General features: G+C 40.1%; 11 protein-coding genes and 1 pseudogene. 7 read left to right on the top strand and 5 right to left on the bottom strand.

Annotation, left to right across the window (positions count from 1 at the left end):
• The first annotated feature begins 36 nt into the window (after positions 1–36).
• Positions 37–2,046 (top strand): GEVED domain-containing protein, encoded by a 2,010-nt coding sequence (locus LPB248_RS00145; protein WP_177209605.1) that lies wholly within the window; start codon positions 37–39, stop codon positions 2,044–2,046.
• On the top strand, positions 2,034–8,180 hold the full coding sequence (locus LPB248_RS00140) for a gliding motility-associated C-terminal domain-containing protein (RefSeq protein WP_410504092.1): 6,147 nt from the start codon (positions 2,034–2,036) through the stop codon (positions 8,178–8,180). The genes LPB248_RS00145 and LPB248_RS00140 overlap by 13 nt, the downstream gene beginning before the upstream one ends.
• A 293-nt stretch (positions 8,181–8,473) precedes the next feature.
• On the opposite strand, the gene LPB248_RS00135 is transcribed toward LPB248_RS00140, so the two are convergent.
• A protein-coding gene (locus LPB248_RS00135; protein WP_410504075.1) for an IS6 family transposase occupies positions 8,474–9,137 on the bottom strand; the annotation gives its coding sequence in 2 pieces (ribosomal slippage) (positions 8,474–8,921 and positions 8,920–9,137; 666 coding nt in all).
• 127 nt (positions 9,138–9,264) lie between these two features.
• Between LPB248_RS00135 and LPB248_RS00130 the strand changes: the two genes are divergently transcribed.
• The 5 genes and pseudogenes from LPB248_RS00130 to LPB248_RS00110 all read left to right on the top strand — a co-directional run bounded on the left by LPB248_RS00130 (position 9,265) and on the right by LPB248_RS00110 (position 15,062).
• A complete protein-coding gene (locus LPB248_RS00130; protein WP_177209603.1) occupies positions 9,265–10,755 on the top strand; it encodes a recombinase family protein in 1,491 nt (496 codons plus the stop codon).
• Entirely contained in the window at positions 10,742–10,906 is a 165-nt protein-coding gene (locus tag LPB248_RS00125) for a hypothetical protein (protein ID WP_025572058.1), read from the top strand. Before LPB248_RS00130 ends, LPB248_RS00125 begins: the two co-directional genes overlap by 14 nt.
• Positions 10,907–11,582: 676 nt before the next feature.
• Entirely contained in the window at positions 11,583–13,037 is a 1,455-nt protein-coding gene (locus LPB248_RS00120) for a DUF1254 domain-containing protein (RefSeq protein ID WP_177209602.1), read from the top strand.
• Between the two features lie 15 nt (positions 13,038–13,052).
• Positions 13,053–14,542: pseudogene (locus LPB248_RS00115) on the top strand (DUF1254 domain-containing protein).
• 274 nt (positions 14,543–14,816) lie between these two features.
• Entirely contained in the window at positions 14,817–15,062 is a 246-nt protein-coding gene (locus LPB248_RS00110; protein WP_177209601.1) for a hypothetical protein, read from the top strand.
• Between the two features lie 897 nt (positions 15,063–15,959).
• Here the strand turns inward: LPB248_RS00110 and LPB248_RS00105 are convergent.
• From LPB248_RS00105 to LPB248_RS00090, 4 genes are all read right to left on the bottom strand, one after another.
• The gene (locus LPB248_RS00105; RefSeq protein WP_177209600.1) at positions 15,960–16,514 is read right to left on the bottom strand and encodes a fasciclin domain-containing protein; all 555 of its coding nucleotides are present in this window, start codon (positions 16,512–16,514) and stop codon (positions 15,960–15,962) included.
• Positions 16,515–16,661: 147 nt separating this feature from the next.
• Entirely contained in the window at positions 16,662–17,675 is a 1,014-nt protein-coding gene (hemH, locus tag LPB248_RS00100; RefSeq protein WP_177209599.1) for a ferrochelatase, read from the bottom strand.
• A 108-nt stretch (positions 17,676–17,783) separates the two neighbouring features.
• Positions 17,784–18,677, bottom strand: a complete 894-nt coding sequence (locus LPB248_RS00095) for an AraC family transcriptional regulator (protein WP_177209598.1) — start codon at positions 18,675–18,677, stop codon at positions 17,784–17,786.
• 48 nt (positions 18,678–18,725) lie between these two features.
• The gene (locus tag LPB248_RS00090) at positions 18,726–19,277 is read right to left on the bottom strand and encodes a YceI family protein (protein ID WP_177209597.1); all 552 of its coding nucleotides are present in this window, start codon (positions 19,275–19,277) and stop codon (positions 18,726–18,728) included.
• Positions 19,278–19,289 lie beyond the last annotated feature (12 nt).

Below are 19,289 nucleotides of genomic sequence, written 5' to 3'. Positions count from 1 at the left end.
TAATCAGGGAAAAAGTTTTATAATCAAAAATTACAGATGATGAAAAATAAAATTACAATCATTTTAGTATTTGTTAGTTCGTTGTTGGCGGCAAATTTGTCTGCACAAACTAATTATAGTTTTTCTATAGCTGATATTTTAAGTTCAATGCCAACCGGTAAAAGAATGCCCGACGGAACAATTGTAAAAGCAGAACTCATTACTACAGGCGGGGCAACACATTCTACAGGCGCAGCTGGTTCCGGTACGCCCGGTCCAGATATTGGAGGGCTTTTCACTGGAGTTACGCTTCCGGCTTATGTGGGAGATAAAACTCCGACAAATTTTACTAAAATTCAAATGGCAAATACTTTAAATGCTGATAATGGAGCGGGAAACAACTGCAGTTCCAGTATTGGTTTCAGGATTTATTTTAGCAGGCCAATTTCGAGTATTAATTTTCTTGCTTTAGATATTGATGGGGTTCATGGCACACCGAACGGAAATGCAGAGTGGGTGGCTTTTTTTGGATATAATGGTAATACATATGTCCCTTATTCCATCAGCGGTCCGACGACACAACTTACAAATCAAAATATAAATACTTCTGCAGCAGGACATAGCTGGAGAACTTTAATTACGAATTCTATTGGTGCGACTGCTTCGGCCGCTTTGCCAAACGCAATGACCATAAGACGTCAAACAACAAATGGAGGCTCGGGAACGCCAGATGATTTAAATCATCAAGTGTTATTTACGCCACCTTCATCTACAACCAAAGTGACAGATTTTTTTCTAATGACTGGTATTTGGAGTGTTACGGGTCAGGCCAACGTTCAAGCGTCCGGTTTAAGTCCAATCGTAATAACAATTAGTTCTGATTTTGGTGATGCGCCAGACAGTTATAAAACCTTGTTGGCATCAGGCGGTCCTTCGCACGGTGTTGTGGGTACTCTTTCGTTAGGAGATTCTAATCTTGCTGAAGCGGATGGCCAGCCTTCTGCGCTGGCTAATAGTTCTATTGATGATGATGGTGTTCCGACAATTCCGCCATTGACCAATAATGGACAATTAATCAACAGTTATACAGTTGCTGCCAATTTTCACAATAATACGGGACTTGCAGCAAATTATGTGGCATGGATTGACTGGAACAATGATGGTGTTTTTCAGCCTGGAGAAGGTACTACCGCAACAACTCCAGCGGGAACACTGTCAGGAAGTGTAAACCTTACATGGAATAATGTTACATTGACCAATACATCCGGACATGCAAAAACATATCTTAGGGTGCGAGTAACTACAGAAGCTATAACGACTGCTGATTCCGGTGGTGCTTTTATGGATGGGGAAGTAGAAGATTATGCCATTGGGCTTCCGGCTGCAACGCCTGATTTTGCCTGTTTTAATGTTGGTTCACCTTCTGGTCTGATTAATGTACTTTCCAATGACACTACAGGAGAAGTTATTGTTCCCCTTACAACAGGATTAGTGAATCCAGGCACTGCAACAAATATTGTTGTAGATGGTTTTGGCGATATAATACAAATGACTATGCCAGGAGATGGAATATGGAAAATCAATACATCTGGACAAGTAACTTTTGAACCAGAATCAAGCAGTGTAATAAGTCCAACACCAATTGCTTACAATGGAAGGGATGCAGATGGGAATATATCCAATAATGCGTTAATTACATTAACCGCCGCAAGCGTTCCAGTAGATACTACCGTATCATCTCAGGGGTGTTTCCCAACTACACTGACAGCAACCGCCAGTGTTCCCGCTGGTCAGTCTGTTGTTTGGTATGATGCAGCTTCGGGAGGAAATATAGTAGCTTCTCCAACTCTTAGTGCTGTTGGTACTATTACTTATTATGCACAAGGAAATAATGGTACGTGTGTCACAGCAGTAAGGACTCCTGTAACTTTGACCATAACTGCACCACCAAATGCCGGAAATTTATCAGGAACGCAAAATATCTGCCAAGGAACAACGACCACTTTTAGTTCAGATGGTGATGCGGGGGGACATGGTCCAGTCTTGACCCTACAATTGCTTCTGTAGACAGCAGTGGAATAATTACGGGATTATTAGCTGGCACTACAACTATAAGTTATACAATAACAGGAACGGGAGGATGCACAAATGTATCTGCAACAAGAACCGTTACTGTTGAAGATGCGGCAGAATCGGGTACTATCTCAGGAAATCAGGATATTTGTATTAGTGGTACTTCTGCATTAACTTCGAGCGGTACTCCAGGAGGTGTTTGGGAAAGCGAGGATATAACGATTGCAACAGTTGATATAAATGGAGTGGTGACCGGTGTTGCACGTGGTACAACGAATATAAAATACACAATAATACAAACGGGAAGTTGTCCGGTTATACCTTCTGTTTATTCAGTAAATATTATTCAAGTAAATCCGGGGACTTTATCAGGAAAACAGAATTTATGTCCTGGAGATACAACCCTTTTTACTACTGATGGCGACCCGGGCGGACTTTGGAGTACAGATAATCCTGGTATTGCCACTGTAGATGCAAATGGGGTAATTAGTGGTATTGGAGTGGGAAGTGCAACAATTACCTACACGATAACTGGATTGAGTGGCTGTCCATCAGCTGCAACAACAAGAATAATTACTGTAGATGTCAATGCCTCTGCGATCGCATCTGATATTACGGGTGCAGACAGTGCAGTCTGTCCCGGCGATAGTGCTACGCTAACGGTAAGTACATTGACTATTGGTATTCCTACCTTTACATGGTATGCTGATCAAACCAGTACGACAGCAATTAATACTGGTACAACGTATACTGTTTCTCCAGCATCAACTACAACGTATTATGTAAGTGTAAAAGGTAATGATGTCTGTGAGAATGAGCCGAATTTTAGAAAACCAATTACAGTAACAATAAATTCTTTAGGGCTTGACTCTGATATAGCAAGTGCAGACGCAACAATATGTGATGGTTCTTCTGCAGCACTTGCAGTTTCATCAACTACCGTGACCACGCCCGTTTTTAGATGGTATGCTAATCAAACAAGTGCTATAGTTCTCTACACTGGAGATACTTATACTGTTTCTCCAGCCGTAACTACAACGTATTACGTGAGTGTAAGCGGGGACGGAGTTTGTGAAAATGCAGTAAATACAAGAAAAGCAGTTGTAATGACAGTAAATTCATTGGCTACATCATCTGATATAGCCGCCGATAATCAAGAAATTTGTGGAGGCTCTATTGCTTCTTTGACCGCTTCTTCACGTATCGCTTCACCGGTCTTCAGATGGTATGCTGATCAAACTACTTCAACAGTATTGAGTACTGGAGCCACATATAATCCTTCACCCGTGTCTACTACTACGTATTATGTAAGTGTTGCTGGTACGGAAGTTTGCGAGAATGCTATTAATACAAGAAAAGCTGTAACAGTTACAGTTAACGGCTTAGCAACAGTTACAGATATAGTAGCTACAGATATCACAGCTTGTCCAAATGATGCAGTTGTTTTGACAGCTTCATCGACTACAGTGACTACTCCAGTATTCAGATGGTATGTTGACCAGACGACAACAACTATACTTCATAATGGAGCAACTTTCAGTCCTTCGCCAGGTTCAACTACGACTTATTATGTGAGTGTGAGTGGGGATGGAGTATGTGAAAATGCTCAAAATTCCAGAAAAGCGGTGACAGTCACAATCAATCCATTAGCGACGGACGCAGATATAATTGTAGCTGATCAGACTATTTGTTCGGGTGAGATTGCAGTTTTAAGCGCATCATCATCTCTTATTAATCCTGAGTTCATTTGGTATGCGGATCAGACATCTGTTACGCCACTTTCAATAGGAGAAATCTATGGTCCTTCGCCGGCAAATACCACTACGTATTATGTGAGCGTAAGCGGTGATGCCGTGTGTGAGAATGCCATCAATACCAGAAAGGCGGTAGTGGTGACGGTTAATCCTTTGGGACTTGATTCTGATATTACAGCCTCCGACGCTGTGATCTGTTCGGGAGCATCCGCTACGCTGACAGCTTCATCCACTATAGTTACCACTCCGGTCTTCAGATGGTACGCCGACCAGACCAGCACAACGGTATTAAGCACTGGAGCTACCTACAGTCCGACGCCGGCAAATACCACTACGTATTATGTGAGCGTGAGCGGTGATGCTGTGTGCGAAAACGCCATCAATACAAGAAAGGCGGTAGTGGTGACGGTTAATCCTTTGGGACTTGATTCTGATATTACAGCCTCCGACGCTGTGATCTGTGCGGGAGCATCCGCCACGCTGACAGCTTCATCCACTACGGTTACCACTCCGGTCTTCAGATGGTACGCCGACCAGACCAGCACAACGGTGCTCAGCACTGGAGCTACCTACAGTGCAACGCCGGCAAATACCACTACGTATTATGTGAGCGTAAGCGGTGATGCCGTGTGTGAGAATGCCATCAATACCAGAAAGGCGGTAGTGGTGACGGTTAATCCTTTGGGACTTGATTCTGATATTACAGCCTCCGACGCTGTGATCTGTGCGGGAGCCTCCGCCACGCTGACAGCTTCATCCACTACGGTTACCACTCCGGTCTTCAGATGGTACGCCGACCAGACCAGCGCAACGGTATTAAGCACTGGAGCTACCTACAGTGCGACGCCGGCAAATACCACTACGTATTATGTGAGCGTAAGCGGTGATGCCGTGTGTGAGAATGCCATCAATACAAGAAAGGCGGTAGTGTTGACGGTTAATCCTTTGGCTTTGGCTTCTGATATTACAGCCTCCGACGCTGTGATCTGTGCGGGAGCATCCGCCACGCTGACGGCTTCATCCACTACAGTTACCACTCCGGTCTTCAGATGGTACGCCGACCAGACCAGCACAACGGTATTAAGCACTGGAGCTACCTACAGTCCGACGCCGGCAAATACCACTACGTATTATGTGAGCGTGAGCGGTGATGCTGTGTGCGAAAATGCCATCAATACCAGAAAGGCGGTAGTGGTGACGGTTAATCCTTTGGGAATTGATTCTGATATTACAGCCTCCGACGCTGTGATCTGTGCGGGAGCATCCGCCACGCTGACAGCTTCATCCACTACGGTTACCACTCCGGTCTTCAGATGGTACGCCGACCAGACCAGCACAACGGTGCTCAGCACTGGAGCTACCTATAACGTTAGTCCGGCAACAACCACTACGTATTATGTGAGCGTGAGCGGTGATGCTGTGTGCGAGAATGCCATCAATACAAGAAAGGCGGTAGCGGTGACAGTAAATCCTTTGGCTTTGGCTTCTGATATTACAGCCTCCGACGCTGTGATCTGTGCGGGAGCATCCGCCACGCTGACTGCCTCCTCATCAACTGTTACCATTCCGGTCTTCAGATGGTACGCCGACCAGACCAGCACAACGGTGCTCAGCACTGGAGCTACCTACAGTGCGACGCCGGCAAATACCACTACGTATTATGTGAGCGTAAGCGGTGATGCCGTGTGTGAGAATGCCATCAATACAAGAAAGGCGGTAGCGGTGACAGTAAATCCTTTGGCTTTGGCTTCTGATATTACAGCCTCCGACGCTGTGATCTGTTCGGGAGCATCCGCTACGCTGACAGCTTCATCCACTACAGTTACCACTCCGGTCTTCAGATGGTACGCCGACCAGACCAGCACAACGGTATTAAGCACTGGAGCTACCTACAGTCCGACGCCGGCAAATACCACTACGTATTATGTGAGCGTAAGCGGTGATGCTGTGTGTGAGAATGCCATCAATACCAGAAAGGCGGTAGTGGTGACGGTTAATCCTTTGGGAATTGATTCTGATATTATAGCCTCCGACGCTGTGATCTGTGCGGGAGCATCCGCCACGCTGACAGCTTCATCCACTACGGTTACCACTCCGGTCTTCAGATGGTACGCCGACCAGACCAGCACAACGGTGCTCAGCACTGGAGCTACCTATAACGTTAGTCCGGCAACAACCACTACGTATTATGTAAGCGTGAGCGGTGATGCTGTGTGCGAGAATGCCATCAATACCAGAAAGGCGGTAATGGTGACGGTTAATCCTTTGGGAATTGATTCTGATATTATAGCCTCCGACGCTGTGATCTGTGCGGGAGCATCCGCCACGCTGACAGCTTCATCCACTACGGTTACCACTCCGGTCTTCAGATGGTACGCCGACCAGACCAGCACAACGGTATTAAGCACTGGAGCTACCTACAGTCCGAGGCCGACAACTACCACTACGTATTATGTGAGCGTAAGCGGTGATGCCGTTTGTGAAAACGCCATCAATACCAGAAAGGCGGTAGTGGTGACGGTTAATCCTTTGGCTTTGGCTTCTGATATTTCGGTAAGCACAGCAAATGCTTCGTTATGTACAGGAGGTAGTGCTTTAATTACAGCTACTAGTGCTATTAGTAATCCTATTTTCAAATGGTACCAAGATGTTAATTTATCCGTTTTGCTTTACACAGGTTCTACCTTTGTAACACCTCCTATAACCGTCAATACATCTTATTATGTTACAGTTCAAAATAATGCTACTTGTGAGAATAGTATTGGAAATGCATTAAAAGTTGATCTAGCAGTTATTTTGTGTTCGGATATTGCTTTGACGAAATCTGTTAGTAATATGTCCCCTTTCGTTGGTGATCAGGTTGATTTTACAATAACTGTAAGTAATCTTGGGCCAAATGACGCAACAGGTGTACGTGCAAATGATGTATTGCCGTCTGGTTATACTTTTATTAATGCAAATAACGGTGGAGTGTTATCTGGTAATACTATTACATGGCCAACCTTTAATATTTCAGTTAGTAATCCTGTTTCATTGGTTTACAGAGTCAGAGTCAATACTCCGACTGGAACTGCGGATGAATACAAAAATGTTGCTCAAATAACTGCTTCGGATAATTTTGATCCAAATTCAACTCCAAACAACAATGATCCAGCAGAAAATGATCAAGATAGTGTGATTTTGACTCCAATTATACCACAGCCTTCAGTTTTATTATATAAAGATGCTTCTTTCTCTGCTTCAAATGATAGTAACGGAAATGGTCTCCCTGATGTAAATGAAACAATTACATACACTTTTGCAGCGCAGAATACAGGAAATATTAGATTGGAAAATGTAAAAATTGATGATCAGTTTTTAGGTATAACTAATTTATCAGTAACACCTAGCACTTTGGATCCTGGACAAACGGGCAGGGCTCAGTTAATTTATACAATCAAGGAATCAGATTTTGAGAAGGGAGTGGTTTACAATAGCGCAATTGCACAAGGAAATACACCTCCGACACCAGATAATCCGGGAGGTACAGTTGTTACAGATACATCTGAAGATCCAACTAATCCTGTTAAGCCTGGTGAAGAGTATTATGATCCAAATTGTCCGGCATGTACAGTAGTTCCGTTGCCAAATATCCCAAAAATTGCAATTGTTAAAGAAATTTCTTCATTCAGCGGAAATTTTAATAATGCAAAAGTTGGCGATGTCATTAGTTATCTTTTTACTGTGAGCAATATCGGAAATACCCGTTTAAGCAATGTAAAAGTGACTGATCCGCTTCCTGGAATGTCAACTCCTGCACTTGATCCTGTAGATTTGAGCAATAAAACTGGTGATCTCAATTCAAACGGATATTTGGATACAAACGAGAAGTGGCTTTATCGAGCAGACTACGTTCTCACTTCAGGTGATTTGGCAAAAGGACAGGTCGTTAATCAGGCTTTGGCAGAAGCTACCGGACCGCCTACACCTGTAAACCCTAATGGAGAAGATGTTAGCGACTTATCGGATAATTCATCACCTACCAATCAGGACAATGACCCAACCGTAATTGACATAGTGGGTTGTAAGGTAATAGTTCATAATGCAATTTCTCCAAATGGAGACAACATAAATGATACTTTTAAAATTGATGGTATAGAATGTTATCCAAAAAATACAGTTGAAATTTATAACCGATGGGGAGTAATTGTTTTTCATACCGATGGATACAATAATGAGAGCAATGCATTTGAGGGCTACTCTAATGGAAGGGCAGTGATCAATCAAAGCAAAGGACTTCCAACAGGGACATATTATTACATCGTCAGATATCAAAATTCAGAGGAAAGAGAAATATCAACGGCAGGCTATCTTTATTTAAGCATGAATCAATAGTTTTTATTGCAGTGAACACATCGCAATATAAATTCTGGTTTTAAGTTTTTTTTAGACATTACTGGATCAATTTTGTATAATATAATTTCTTCGTAAAAAATAATGTTTATAATTTATGTAAAAGCCTGATTTCAAAGTCAGGCTTTTTGTTATACATTGTTATACTTCTTCATTTTGAAATTTCAAATATTGAAAATCATTTATTTGAGATTCAACTATTTTCTTTATTACAATTTTAATAGGTTCTGTCGCATATGTCAGAATCAAATATAAGAATTTAAGTAATTTAAACGTTAGCCTGCCAATTTACAGAATGATTTAAACATAGTTACCCCTGGTCTAACCATCTGATTCTTTCTAAGCATATGTACAATTTCAATTCCGCTCAATGTTCGTTTGGCCGATTCAAAACTTTTAAAGCCTAATCCGTTTTGTATGCGCCACTTTATAAAACGATGGTCCTGTTCGACAATATTGTTAATATATTTACACTGCCGGATTTTAATCTTTGAGAACGAACGCTTGTTGTATACTTTGATCGCTGCAGTATTAGAACCACTTTTATCAATGTTTATAACTCTTGGCCGGCAGTTATTACCAATTGCTCTAATTAGAAAGGCCTGAGCACTCATTCTCTGTCTTCTTCTGGTCAAAAGAAAGTCTACTGTATGGCCTAATTTATCTACTGCTCGATATAAATAACACCAAATACCCTTTACTTTTATGTAAGTTTCATCCAATCCAGCTTGTCCCCACTCTGCCTTTTCTCTTCTTCATCTCCGACTCAAGCAAAGGTGTAAACTTATAAACCCAGCGCTGAATAGTAGCATGATCAACAGAAACTCCTCGCATTTTCATGATCTCTTCAACATCCCGATAACTTAAAGTAAACCTAAGCTTAAAATATACTGCCTGCAGAATAATAGACTTTGGATAACAATGACCTTTAGTATTCATTTTTCGATGGGTTTAAAATTATAAAGATAAAGTTAGTCCCAAATGCGACAGAACCAAATGATTTTTTATTAGTGAGTTCATGTATTAAAAATATTCAGTAGTAAATTCTAACAAGTAAATTAATTATATGAAATTAGCCTATTTATACGTTCGTGTAAGTACGGACGAACAAAAAAGAAAGGGTTACTCCTTGCCAGAGCAAGAGGACAGACTATTGAAGTATTGTAAATATTACGATATCGAAGTCAAAGGAATTTATCGCGAAGATTACTCAGCCAAGAATTTCAATAGGCCAGAATGGAATCGATTGTTTTCGGAAATCAAAAAGAAATCCTCAGGAGAAGACAAAAATATATTATTTATCAAATGGGATCGATTCAGCCGTAATGTTGAGTATGCCTACGAAATGATTGGAAAGCTTCGGAGATATAAAACAATAGCAAAGGCTATTGATCAGCCAATTGATTTCTCTGTGCCGGAAAGTACAGTTATGCTGGCTGTATATTTAGCTGTCCCGGAAGCAGAAAACGCCAGGAGGACTCAAAATACTGCGAACGGCATTCGTCGAGCAAAGTTGATGGGCAGATATCCTAGTAAGGCACCACTAGGATTTATCAATTTGACATCAATGGATGGTAAAAAAGGTATTGCTCCTAAAGAGCCTGAAGCCGAAATTATAAAATGGGCTTTTTATCAAGTTGCAAAGAATGATCATAAAATAACTGAAATCATGAAAATAGCTAATGATAAAGGTTTAATATGTTCAAGATCCCATTTTTTCAGGATTTTGCACAACCCAGTTTATTGCGGGCTTATACCGATCAAACTTGAGTCTAGTGAAGAGCAGATGGTAAAAGGATTACACGAACCATTAATAGCAGAGTCTTTATTTAATCAGGTTCAGTCTGTTATTAATACAAAGAGAAGAACTACTGCTAAAAGAAATGATTTACAATCATTATTTTTTCTTAGAGGTTTTTTAACATGTCCTGTTTGTGATCAAAAACTTAGCGGAAGTATTTCAAAAAGAAGATCAAAAAAATATCCATATTATCATTGTCATTATGGTTGTAAAACAAGGATAGATGCGGTCTTTCTTAATGATTGTTATCAAAATAAACTACAACAATTAATACTCTCAAATAATACAATTGAATTATTTAAGAACATTTTAGAAGACCAAAATATAAAGACACAGAAAGCAAGTTATTTATACGCTCAAAAAGTATTAGACAGGAAAATAAAAGAGGAGGGAGTAACCCTTTCTCGAGGCAGAAAATTATTTATTGCCGGAATATTAAAAATTGATGACTACAATGAATTAAAAAAAGAGAATCAAGTCAGCATCAAAAATCTAAAAAAAGAACTGCGTGATATTGTCGTTAAATTAAAAAATATTGATAAAAAAAATCAAGTAGAAGAGAAAGCATTAGTCGAAATCTTTCAAAGATTTTCCGAATTTGATGTCTCAGACCAAAGGCATCTTGTAAGTCTTATTCCACCTACTAATATTGATTTTAAAACAGGAGCACTTTCTTTAAAACTAAATCAAGCATTTTTAAAAATATTATCAAAAAAAAGTAACCGAAAAATCAATAGAAAAAATGAATTTCATTGAGAAGAATGTTTCAGTAGAGAAAGCCGTTATTATTCTTTCCAAAAACGGCATTCAGGTAGATGAGAAGGAAGCTAAAATTATTTTGGAATTACTGTATTTAGTATCAAAAAATTACGATAAACCAAAAGAGAAAAAAATCCTATATCCTTAACGGGATTTCGAACCATCGTTCAGCTTCGACTAATTCTCTGATAGCACCACTTTAAGACTGTTTATTTCAAACAGACTAAGAATTTCTTGTGAAAAAATCGAACCACAAATATTATGCTGTGAAGGCTTGAAAAATCTACACATTAGGGCATAAAAAAAGAGACAACTATTTGATAGTTGTCTCCTTACGTGACCCTAAAGGACAGATTACAAACCATTTTATGGAGGATTTAAAGAGATTGGCGTACTGGAAGTAGAAGCTGTCTTTCATTGGCTTTTGCAATTTGGTTTAGATGTCCTGCAGGGGATCAAAGGAAATGAAACGTCAAAAAACAAATCGGTAGCGCCTTATTCTTAAAGCCGCCTTAACTTTTTATGGCAAAAAAGGTATCGACTCCAGCAACTCCATTCCTGTATTTTGCAGTTCTAATTAATTCTATATTGCAAAATGAAAAAAATTAAAGGAAAATTAAAACTTGTAAGATTTTTAATTATTTTTATGTAATTATTTAGTATGCAATACTATAAGTAAAATATTGAGAGAATTTATAGGGGGCTAGTACTATTAATTACTGCATAGGTGCGATATTATTAATTACATTAACATTGCAATGATGGGGGCTTATGCTTGTTGGATAACTAAAGAAGAAGAGTATAATTGCTAATAAATTAATATTATGAAAAAAAGTCTCTTTGTTTTTTCATTTGTACTGCTATTGGCGGCATGCAACCAAACACCATCTGCAAATTCCGGTGAGAAAGCCAATATTGAGGGTGCTGTTTCGGCAGAATTCAAACCTGCCAACATTAAGGAACAGATTGTTTACCAGCGCGCAATCGAAGCTTTAGTATGGGGGATACCTGCCGTTAATTATGATCTTATGCTTCAGGCAATGCTGGGCAGCACCAAAGGGAAACAAAATGAGATCATATTTTGGTCAAAACCCGTAGACTGGCATAATCAGACATTAACGCCAAATCCCGACGCGATTTACTTTATGTTTTTTTTCAACACAAAGGATGCCGGGCCAATAGTCATAGATGTCCCTGCGGCAAAAAAAGGCTCCTTTGCAGCCAATATTGACAATATCTGGCAGATGCCCCTTGAAGATGCAGGACCTTACGGGGCAGACAAGGGCGCAGGCGGCAAATACCTGATATTGCCGCCTGACTATAAGGAAAATATTCCTAAAGGATACATTGTACTGAAAGCCGATACCTATGAGGGGTATGGATTGTTCCGCTCCAACCTGCCCAGCCACAGTGATGCCGATATAGTGAATGCCGTCAATTACGGCAAACAGCTAAAACTATATCCGCTTGCCAAAGCCAAAAATCCCGGCCAAACAAAATATACAGACGTGAAAGATGTGCTTTACAATTCCGTCATCCCCTACAACAGCCGGTTTTTCATCTCCCTTGACCGCATTGTGCAAAGCCAGCCTATACTGGTGCGCGATAAGGCGATGATTGATAAACTAAAAAGCATAGGCATTGAAAAAGGGAAAGCCTATAACCCTGATGCACGAACCACCGAGATTCTGAATGCAGCGGCAAAAAGTGCGCATGACTATTTGGAAGCAATGCTTGAAAAGGGGTTTCCGCCGATAAATCCTGATGCAAAATGGGCTGTTCCCGCAATGCCGGAACTCGTCAAGGCGGGATCTTCGGGATATGCGGAATCTGATATTTATCCTACAGATGCCCGTGCATTAACCTATTCAATCGGTTATGTAGGCATAAAACGCCTGGGTACAGCACAAATATATCTTATTGCAGGAAAAGACAAGGAAGGCCGCGCGCTTGACGGCGATAAAACCTATATGCTCCACGTGCCTGCAAATGTACCAACCAAGCAATACTGGTCGGCAACAGTCTACGACCGTACAACACATTGCCTTATCAAAAATCTGCCGCGTGCAAGCAGAGCATCGAATGCGACAGAGATCCAAAAGAATACAGATGGCTCGGTTGATATTTACTTTGGCCCAAAATCTCCTGCAGGCAAAGAATCAAATTGGATTCCAACGGACCCTAAAGGAAAATTTGAAGTATTATTCAGGATTTACGGCCCGGAAAAACCTTTTTTCGAGAGGGTATGGAAACTTGGAGATATAGAAGAGGTTAAATAATCAATTGCTAAACTTATGGAAAAGAAACTCATCTGCGTGATTTTGATTGCAGCCTTGACGGCATGCAACCAAAATAAAAACAGTGATGCGGAAGCATCAAATTCTAAAGGGATTGACAGCCTAACGCCAGCCCAGGCAGCACGCCAGCTGCCAACGGGTCCCGACACCAATGTAAAAATTACTCAAGAGTATGCCGCTTTGGCCGCTAAAGAGGCCTATTTTTGGGCATGGCCGCTGGTAAACATGTACAACCGCCGCATGGCTTTCAAGGATGTAAAAGAGCTGGCCTTGTCAGGACCTCTGCTTATGGCTCCGCTGAATCAGTTTACAATGCTTACCGATTATGTGATACCGACAGAACGTGCCATAGCCTGCCCGAACCAGGATGTGGTTTACGGTATTGGATGCCTTGCTTTGGACCAATCGCCGGTTGTGGTGCAAGTGCCTGATTTTGGCAAACGTTTTTGGGTCTACCAGATAGTTGATCTGCGCACCGAAAGTTTCGCAAAATTGGGAAAGATGTACGACAATAAGCCGGGATTTTATTTATTGGCAGGACCGGACTGGAAAGGAGAGGTGCCTAAGGGAATAATAAAAGTTTTCCGTTCGTCAACCAATACTGGACTCGTGGGGCCCCGTGTTTTTCTTGATGACACAAAAGAAGACCGAAAAGCAATTCAGGAGGTACTCAAATCAGTGGTTATGTATCCCTTGTCTGATTATGACGGCAAAATGAAAACCATCGATTGGGCCAATATCAAAAAACTTCCCGGAGGCGAAGGAGGAAAAGAAGAAGCGGTATGGGTAAACCCCCAGACATTCTTTGACGAGCTGCCTCTTGTGCTGGCAGATGCAAAGCCACTGCCAGGCGAGGAGGCGAAATACAAGCAGATACTTGCTGTAGTGGAAGCCGCAAAGAAAGACCCAAAACTAAAACAGGCGATGATCGATGCAGCGCTTGAGACAGAGCGTCAGGTAATAAAACCTTTAATGGAATTCCGCAGCTGGGGGATACAATTGCCGTTTCACTGGTCAGGGGTAACGAACGGCGCCTCGTGGGGCACGGATTATTTTACGCGCACTGCAGTAGCCAAATCCAATATCCTGGTCAATGCCCCAAATGAAACACGCTACTTTTATCAGGATCTGGATTCAGAAGGAGGCCGATTGAACAGCTCGAACAAATATAAAATTACTTTTGCCAAAGGGCAGCTGCCTCCTGTTAATGGATTTTGGTCACTTACATTATATAACGAGCATCACTTTTTGAAATCAACAAGCTCAACAGATATTCATTGGGGACAAAGAACAAGACAATGGCATATAATCCGGACGGTTCGCTCACGATTTATGTCCAGTCAGCGCCAACTGAGGCAAAAAGGCAGAACAACTGGCTTCCTGCAGTGGAAAAGGGGGATTTTTCCCTTTATCTTCGCACTTACTGGCCAAAGCAGGAAGTAGTAAATGGAAAATGGACTCCGCCGGCAGTAATAAAAGTTGAATGATGCTTTGAGATTGTAGCTTTGAAAGCAGTTTGGGTTTGATATTATATTTATGACTTAAACGTGCCCTGGCTCTTTTTTCTACGTTTTTGTTTTAAGAACAGCATACGCCAACTATTTGCCGCAAATTTAAAACAGATGAAAAATCTGCTGTATGGGCCTTGCAAGGTTTTCATTTTTCGGACTCCCATTTTTTTGACGCATCAGCAGATCTGCGTACAATCAAAATCACTAAATTTGAATAAAATATGACATAAAAACCAACAGATCTTTCACAATGGAAAAAGCGATACAACTACAGGTGAGAAAAGATTTGGATGCCCGCCAGCAGCATACGATCCTCAGACTCAAAGGAAGCCTGGTTTCAAAAGGATATACCGAGATCATCCATATCCTGGACCAGGACGAGGAGTTCCATATCAATACCTTTGAAACTGCCATAGATAAACGAAATGAAGCCCGGCAGTACATTGCCGCTTTCATAGATCAGGAAAACCTTCTGGACACGATCAGCATCAAATAATCAAAATGTCTGTATAAACCAGAGCCCGCCGGCAGTCAGGCCGGCGGGCTTTTTGCTTTTATCAAAGATCCTGCGTTTTTTGGGGTTGCGGTAATTAATTTTTTAGCCGGATGAAATATTAGTAGGTTCCAGTTATTATATGTTTTAGGGAGCTATTCCCGCTATGCGTTTCAATCTTTTGAACCGAACTCCGGCTCAAAAGGATTTGCACTTCTATCGGGGCTAGGTTTGCCTAGTTTGTCATTGGAGAATTTAAAGCAGCTATTTGGGATTAAAGCTATGGGAGATGGTTGAGGCAATGAGTAAATTAGTTACTACACTCAAGCAGCAGTTATATTTGAAAAAATGAGCGGAAAATACAAATAATGATGAATTATTAAACAGTTTTAATGTGAGATTTCATTTTCGAAATTGAAGTAATTAGAAAAAATAATAGCAAAAATGAAATAAAGTCAGCGTTTTACTAGTATAAATAAAAAAATGGTGCCATTTGGCTTCAATTGGCGCCATTTGGCTTCAATTGGCGCCATTTGGCTTTGTGATCCCTAAAGGACAGATTACACACCATTTTATGGAGGATTTGAAGAGATTGGCGTACTGGAAGTAGGCACTGTCTTTTAGCTGCACTAAGAACTTGGTTTGGATGTCCTGTTGGGGATTGAAGCAGAAATATATTTAGTTTTATATGTTATTTTACTCAAAGTAAAAAGAGACTGCCTTAATTTTTTGGAAAAAAAGAAATATCAGGTACAAAGTATTTAAAGTCCTGAGGTGGCAATAAAATGGTAATCAAAAACTCTTATACAATAGACTATTACTGTTGTATTGCATAGTAACTATATAAAAAGCCCTGAAATTTCAGGGCTTTTTATATAGTTGTAATTTATTTTCAGCAAACTACATTTTTGGAAGCAGTACTGTGTCCACTACATGTATGACACCATTAGATTGATTTACATCTGAAATTGTAACTTTAGCCTTATAGCCGCTCTCGTCACTAATGTACAAATCTTTTCCATCCATCCAGGCAGTTAGAGTTCCGCCGCTAACTGTTTTTAAAGAAGCTTTTCCTTTACCAGCTTTTATTGCTTTTGCAATATCAGAACTATTCATTTTACCGGCCACTACATGATATGTCAATATAGTTTGTAATGATTTAATATTCTCAGGTTTCAATAATGTTTCAACAGTTCCAGCCGGCAATTTACTAAATGCTTCATTTGTTGGTGCAAAAACAGTAAATGGCCCTTTACCTTGTAAAGTTTCAACTAATCCTGCTGCTTTTACTGCTGCTACCAAGGTGGTATGATCCTTTGAGTTTACCGCATTTTCTATAATATTTTTATTAGGATACATAGCTGCTCCGCCAACCATTACTGTTTTTTGTGCAAATGATGTCAATCCAAATCCCAATGCCAGGATTGCTGCTGCTAAAAATTTTCTAGTTTTCATAATTACTTTTTTAAGTTATAAAGTCATTTACGCTTTAATATTCTTTTTGGTTTTAAAAGAGGTAAAAAAATAAATTAAAATTAATACAAGGGACGAATTGATATAGTAATAATGAAAGCTCCAATATTCCCTATTGCTATTTTAGCATTATTCAGCCCAGTCATTAATCCAGTTGCTAACAGTCTGGCACCAGTTCTGGTCGTCATTCAAACAGGGAATAGCCAGGAAATTTTCTCCTCCATTTATCTCAAAATCTTCTTTGGCGCGCATGGCGATTTCTTCGAGCGTTTCTAAACAATCCGAAACGAAAGCAGGTGTTACAACGGCCAGATTTTTAATTCCTTTTGCCGGCATTTTATCAATTTCAATATCAGTGTAAGGCTCAAGCCATTTATCTCCAGCTAGTCGCGACTGGAAAGTTAAGCTGTATTTATCCTCGGGAAGACCTAATAATTGTACGACTTGCTTTGTGGTTTGATAACATTGGTGACGATAACAAAAATTATGTGCCGGCGAAGGTGTCATGCAGCAGGACCCGTCAATTTTGCAATGGGATTTGGTTACATCTGTTTTGCGGATGTGACGTTCCGGGATTCCGTGATACGAGAATAACAAATGATCGTATTGAAATCCGGCTAAATGTTTCTGAATGGAATCCGCCAGATTCCTTATATAATCCGGTTTATTGTAAAACGCAGGAACATCGGTAAAAGTCATTTGTGGAAATTTCTTCTTGCGGATTTCTTCTGCTTTAACCAAAATAGTTAATGTTGAAGCCATTGCATATTGCGGATACAGCGGAAAAAGCAGTACTTCTGTAACTCCTTTTACGTGCAGTTCCTGCAGTCCTTTCTCGATAGTCATACTTCCGTAACGCATTGCCAAAGAAACCGGAACGTTTACCAAAGGCTGTACTTTTTTCTGCATTCTTTCTGAAAGCACCACAAGGGGAGAACCTTCATCCCACCAGATTTTTGCATAAGCATGTGCCGATTCTTCGGGTCTTTTTCTTAAGATGATGCCTCGGACTAATAAAGCTCTTAGTAAATACGGAACATCGATCACATATTTATCCATTAAAAATTCATCTAAATAGGGCTTTACATCTTTTGGTGTCGGGCTTTCGGGAGATCCTAAATTTACTAATAATACACCTTTCATTTTTTTTTTTGCTTTTTACTTTAAGCTTCAGGCTTTAAGTATTTGTTGTTTAAATTGATGCTAAAAATAGTATTGGCTGCCTTTTAGAAAAAGGAAAAATATTATTTTTTATTTATGCTGTAATAAAATCGACGATGTTTTAAAGTTGGTAGTAACAGACATCAGGTATTTCTTTGGAGTTGTGGAAAATTTTTTCCTGAATCCCACAATAAAGTGGCTTCCGGTGCTGTAACCTATTTTAAGCCCCACTTCATTTACATTGTAGGAACCGCTGTCAAGCAGTTTTCTGGCGAAATCCATTTTGTAATCAAACAGAAAACCATAAACCGTATCTCCGTAAATTTGTTTGAAACCTATTTTTAATTTTTTCATGTTCAGTCCAATTTCATCTGCCAATTGCTGTAATCCCGGTGGTTCGGCCATATTGGCGATAATGATTTCTCTGGCTTTTCTGATTTTCAGCACGTTATCTTCATCAATCAAAAATGGACATTGTCCTGCGTTTGGATCTTCCATTTTATTGAAATACAAACTCAACAATTCGTATACTTTTCCTTTATAATAAAGGTTCTTTAGGGAGGGATGAAGGCTATAATGAAACAACTGTCTCAAAACAATAGCCATCGAAGGACTAATGTTCCCTTCGGTATAATCCTTTTTTTTCTTATTATCGGGGCTAAAAATAGTAATATAATCTGTTTTAACGGAAAATAATGAGTGAAATTTCTCAATCGAAACAATAACTGAAATCACCCATGAATTTGGAGAAAGCTCTAATTGAAGCAATGATTGCTGCAGATTGCACAAAATCAGTGATTTTTCCTCTTTCAATTCTAAAGTGCAATGATCCTGACTGGACAAAAAAAATGCATTGCCTTTTAGTCCGAAATGAAACTGTATCAGGCCGGCACCTATTTCGTGCTGTGCAAAAAAAGATTCTGAACTCTCGTTCTGGAAACGGATAAGGGTAAGGCCTTGCTCAATTTGTATTTCTTCCTGCATTTATTTGATATAAAAAATTATTGACTTTTCAAGATAGTGTTTAGGCGGTTATTGCCTATTTGCCCCTAAGACTGCGGCAACCTGGATATTTATTTTATTGGAAAGCTTGCTTTTAACCAAATTTGGGATTTCAATATTAAAATCACTGGCATTTACGCTGAAATTACATGAAATGCTAACCCCTGATGGTGATCTGCTTATCTTTGCAGCTGTATTTATATCCCTGGATTTACCGTGAAGTTCTAATTTGCCTTTAATGATAAAATCCTTAGCATCTGCGCTTAAACTTTGAAGATCAAATCCTTCTATTTTTCCTTTAAATACGGCTTTTGGATATTGGTCACTTTCGATGTAATTTTCATTAAAGTGTTCTTCCATTAAAGCAACCTTAAACTGGAAACCTTTCATCAGGGCTAAACTTGCAATCTCTCCTGTTGCTGGATTCAAAACAAAAGTAACATTCCGATTTACTGCTTTAACTTCTTCAAAAGAAGCAACGGAAGCTTCAAAAGTAACTTTTGCCGATTTACTGACCATTTTTTCTTGTGATACGCCAATGGCGCAAACACACAGCATTGCAATAAGTATTGTTTTTTTCATTATTTCGCCTTT

The sequence above is a fragment of the Flavobacterium sp. LPB0248 genome (assembly GCF_013388355.1).
Taxonomy (GTDB): Bacteria; Bacteroidota; Bacteroidia; order Flavobacteriales; family Flavobacteriaceae; genus Flavobacterium.
This window is presented reverse-complemented; position numbering and strand designations above follow the sequence as displayed.